3 protein-coding genes and 1 pseudogene are annotated in these 3,598 nt (G+C 69.1%); all 4 read left to right on the top strand.

Annotated features, from left to right (window positions below; genetic code table 11):
• Positions 1 to 234 precede the first annotated feature (234 nt).
• The 4 genes and pseudogenes from E3T42_RS17500 (at position 235) to E3T42_RS00190 (ending at position 3,410) form a co-directional block, all read left to right on the top strand.
• Positions 235 to 621, top strand: a complete 387-nt coding sequence (locus E3T42_RS17500) for a LacI family DNA-binding transcriptional regulator (protein ID WP_134364814.1) — start codon at positions 235 to 237, stop codon at positions 619 to 621.
• Positions 622 to 632: 11 nt separating this feature from the next.
• A complete protein-coding gene (locus tag E3T42_RS00180; RefSeq protein WP_134364815.1) occupies positions 633 to 1,919 on the top strand; it encodes a hemolysin family protein in 1,287 nt (428 codons plus the stop codon).
• A 49-nt stretch (positions 1,920 to 1,968) separates the two neighbouring features.
• Positions 1,969 to 2,190, top strand: a pseudogene (locus E3T42_RS00185) (family 1 glycosylhydrolase); the annotation flags it as partial.
• A 47-nt stretch (positions 2,191 to 2,237) separates the two neighbouring features.
• Positions 2,238 to 3,410: an ROK family transcriptional regulator gene (locus tag E3T42_RS00190; protein ID WP_134402237.1), complete on the top strand. Its 1,173-nt coding sequence runs from the start codon at positions 2,238 to 2,240 to the stop codon at positions 3,408 to 3,410.
• Positions 3,411 to 3,598 lie beyond the last annotated feature (188 nt).

Consider the following 3,598-nt stretch of genomic DNA (forward strand, 5'->3'; position numbering starts at 1 on the left):
CCAGCTTCGACCCCGTCATCCACGACCAAGTCAACGTGCTCAAGTTCCGTCGCGGGGAACAGGCCATCAGAATCGCTCATAAGCAATTTTCCCAGACCCACGGCCAAGGACGGGAAATCCGGCGGCGTTTTAAACTTTGCCGTTACTGACCCACGCTCCTAGACAGCATAGGCGCGGTTGGATGCCGCGCACGGCTTCATGCGGCAGACTGTGCCACAAGGAATGGAGAGGTCGATGGCAAGCATCCACGACGTGGCGCGTGTGGCCGGCGTCTCCATCAGCACCGTCTCCTACGCCCTCTCCGGCAAGAGGTCGATCGCGGAGTCGACCCGGCTGCGCATCACCAACGCCGTCGAACAGCTGGGCTACCGGCCCAACGCGGGGGCACGGATGCTCGCCGGCACGCGCACCAACATCTTCGCCCTGACCGCACCGTTCCACGCGGAGACCTCCGCGCCCGCACACATGGCGTTCGTGCTCGCCGTCGCCGACTCCTGCACGCGCGCGGTGCAGCTCGCGATCGAGCAGGTCGCCGGCCGGATCGAACCGCGGGTCGAACTCGTTCCGCCGCGCTACTACGAGCGGGGCTCCATCGCGACCCCGGCGGCCTCCCGGGGTTAGGCGGACGGCTGGTGGACATTCACACTCTGGTCAATCTCGGCCTCGTGCTGCTCTTCGTTCTCACCGGCGGCCTGTTCGCCGCCACGGAGATGGCGCTGGTGTCCCTGCGGGAAAGCCAGTTGCACCGGCTCAGGCAGCAGGGCAGTCGGGGTGCGAAGGTCGCGGCGCTGGCCCGCGACCCCAACAAGTTCCTGGCGGGGGTTCAAATCGGCGTCACCGTCGCTGGTTTCTTCTCCGCGGCCTATGGGGCCACCACGCTCGCCCCGGATGTCACACCCCTGCTGGTGGCGCTTGGCCTGCCGAAGGGGGCTGCGGACACCCTGGCCCTGGTCGGGATGACGCTCGTGATCGCGTATCTCTCCCTTGTTCTCGGTGAACTCGTGCCCAAGCGATTCGCCCTCCAGAAGGCGGCCGGTTTCTCGCTCGTGCTGGCGCCGCCGCTCCTGATTTTCGCTGCGTTCATGCGACCCGTGATCTGGTTCCTGTCCGTGTCGACGAACGCCGTCGTGAGAATTCTCGGTGGAGACCCGCACGCCAGGACGGAGCAGATGTCCGACGAAGAACTCCGCGACCTGCTCCATGCCCACCAGGGGCTCGAGGTCGAGGAGCGCCGAATCCTGACTGAAGTCCTCAACGCGACGGATCGGACCGTCGCGGAGGTCATGCGTCACCGCGCCGATGTCGCATTCCTGAGCGGCACCCAGTCGATCGCCGAGGCGATCACCCAGGTTCGCGCGATGCCGTACACGCGGTACCCCGTCATCGGCCGATCCGTTGACGACGTGACGGGTTTCGTGCACGTGCGCGACCTTCTCGACCCGGAGTCGCACCCGGCAGCCACCACGGTGGCCGACATCACCCGCTCGATCGTGTTCCTGCCGGGCACGAACCGCATCCTGCCCGCCATGACGCACCTGCGGCGCGCCGGGGTCCACATTGCCGTCGTGATCGACGAGTACGGAGGCACCGACGGCATAGTGACGCTTGAGGACCTCGTCGAAGAACTGGTCGGCGAGATGCGGGATGAGCGTGACGAGCCCGTGGCCGCGGCCCTGGACCACTTCGTCGGCCCGGGGGCGGCGCGGATCGTGGACGGCAGCGTGAACATCGAGGATTTCGCCGAGTTCACCGGGATCGAACTCGAAGACGGCCCGTATGAGACCGCGGCCGGCTTCATCGTCGACCGGCTCGGCCGCCTGCCCGTCGTCGGCGACACGGTGCCGGTCGGGGAGTATCGACTCAGGGTCGCCGCCGTCGAGGGGCGCCGGATCACCATGATCGAGGTGGTCTCGGCCTGAGGTGCGGGACGCCCGCGGGCGGCTCGCCCTGGCCGGGCGCCGATCGCAGCCGCTGATGATCACCGAGAACGGCGCGGCCTTCGTCGACGAGGTCGTGCAGACCCTGCGCGGCTACCAGGTCTGGTCTCTGCTGGACAACTTCGAATGGAGCTACGGCTTCTCGAAGCGGTTCGGCATCGTGCACGTGGACTACGACAGCCAGGTGCGCACGCCCAAGGACAGCGCCCTCTGGTACGCCCAGTTGGCCGGTTCCGGGATCGTGCCCCGGTAACCTTGACCTAACCTGACTGGCCAGGCGCGAGGCTAAGGGACACTCTGATGCAGGGAACCAACCACGACGACGTGCGTCGGCGCAACCTGTCGGTCATCCTGCGCCTGGTGCACCGCGACGGGCCGACCTCGCGTGCGGTGCTGACCCGCCGGACCGGCCTGAACCGGTCGACCATCGCGGCTCTCGTCGCCGAACTCGAGTCGCTCGGGCTCGTCGGGGAGCGCGACCCTGACTCCACCAACCAGGTGGGCCGGCCCAGCCCGGTCGTGTTCTGCGCCGAGCAGGTGGTCGCCCTCGCCGTGAACCCCGAGATCGACGCCGTCACCATCGGGATCGTCGGGCTCGACGGCGGCGTGCACCGCCGCATCCGTTACCCCACCGAACGGTCGCCGAGCGCGAGCGAGGCCGTGAACATCGCCGCCGCCGTGATCGAGGGGATGCGCGGCGAACTGGAGACCCGGTTCCGGGTGGTCGGCATCGGCGTCGCCGTTCCGGGGCTCGTGCGCGCCTATGACGGCCTGGTGCGGCACGCCCCGCACCTCGGCTGGGCGGACGAGCCGTTCAAGGAGATGCTCGAGCAGGCCACGGGCTACCCCGTATCCGCCGCCAACGACGCCATCCTCGGGGCGATGGCGGAGCAGCACTTCGGCGCGGGGAAGGGCATCACCGACCTCATCTACCTCAACGGCGGCGCCAGCGGCATCGGCGGCGGCATGATCATCGGCGGCAGCCCGGTGGGCGGCATCGCCGGTTATGCGGGGGAGTTCGGCCACATCCGGGTCAGCGGCAGCGCCCGCACGGATTCGGCCGGGATCGCCGGAACACTCGAAGCCGAGGTCACCCGGGAGGACCTGCTGGACGTGCTCGGGCTGGCCGGCGCGGATGCCGACGAGCTGGAGCAGGCCCTGCTCGCCTCCGACGCGCCGCTCGTGCGGGCCGAGGTGGAGCGCCAGCTGGACTTCCTCGCGGTGGCCCTGGCCGGGGCGATCAACATCCTCAACCCGCAGCTGGTCGTGCTCGGCGGATTCCTCGCGGCCCTGTTCTCGGTCGACCCGGAGCGCCTGCGGCTGGGCGTGGCATCGATGACCCTGGGCTCGTCCTTCGGCAGCGTGCGCCTCAGTGCCGCTGAACTCGGCTCAAACCTCCTCATGATCGGAGCGGCCGAGCTCGCCTTCGAGGGATTGCTCGATGATCCGAGCGGGCTGTCCTCCGCGGCCTGAACCGGAAGTGTCCGCTGGACCGGGCGGCTGACTCAGGAGATTCAACGGATGTCCCGCGCATCGCCCCGGAATCCCGCGGTACCCGGCCGGCGACATCCGTCTTCTCCTGAGCTGGCCACCGGGGAAAGCGGCCCCTCCGCGCCTGCGCCCGCCGCGGCTGCGCCCGCCGCGGCTGCGCCCGCCGCGGC

Origin of the sequence: Cryobacterium sp. TMT4-10 (assembly GCF_004403275.1) — a bacterium.
In the GTDB taxonomy this organism is placed as follows: Bacteria; Actinomycetota; Actinomycetes; order Actinomycetales; family Microbacteriaceae; genus Cryobacterium; species Cryobacterium shii.

Coding starts and splice junctions, on each gene's coding strand:
- E3T42_RS17500 (WP_134364814.1), top strand. CDS start 235: ATGGCAAGCATCCACGACGTGGCGCGTGTGGCCGGCGTCTCCATCAGC.
- E3T42_RS00190 (WP_134402237.1), top strand. CDS start 2,238: ATGCAGGGAACCAACCACGACGACGTGCGTCGGCGCAACCTGTCGGTC.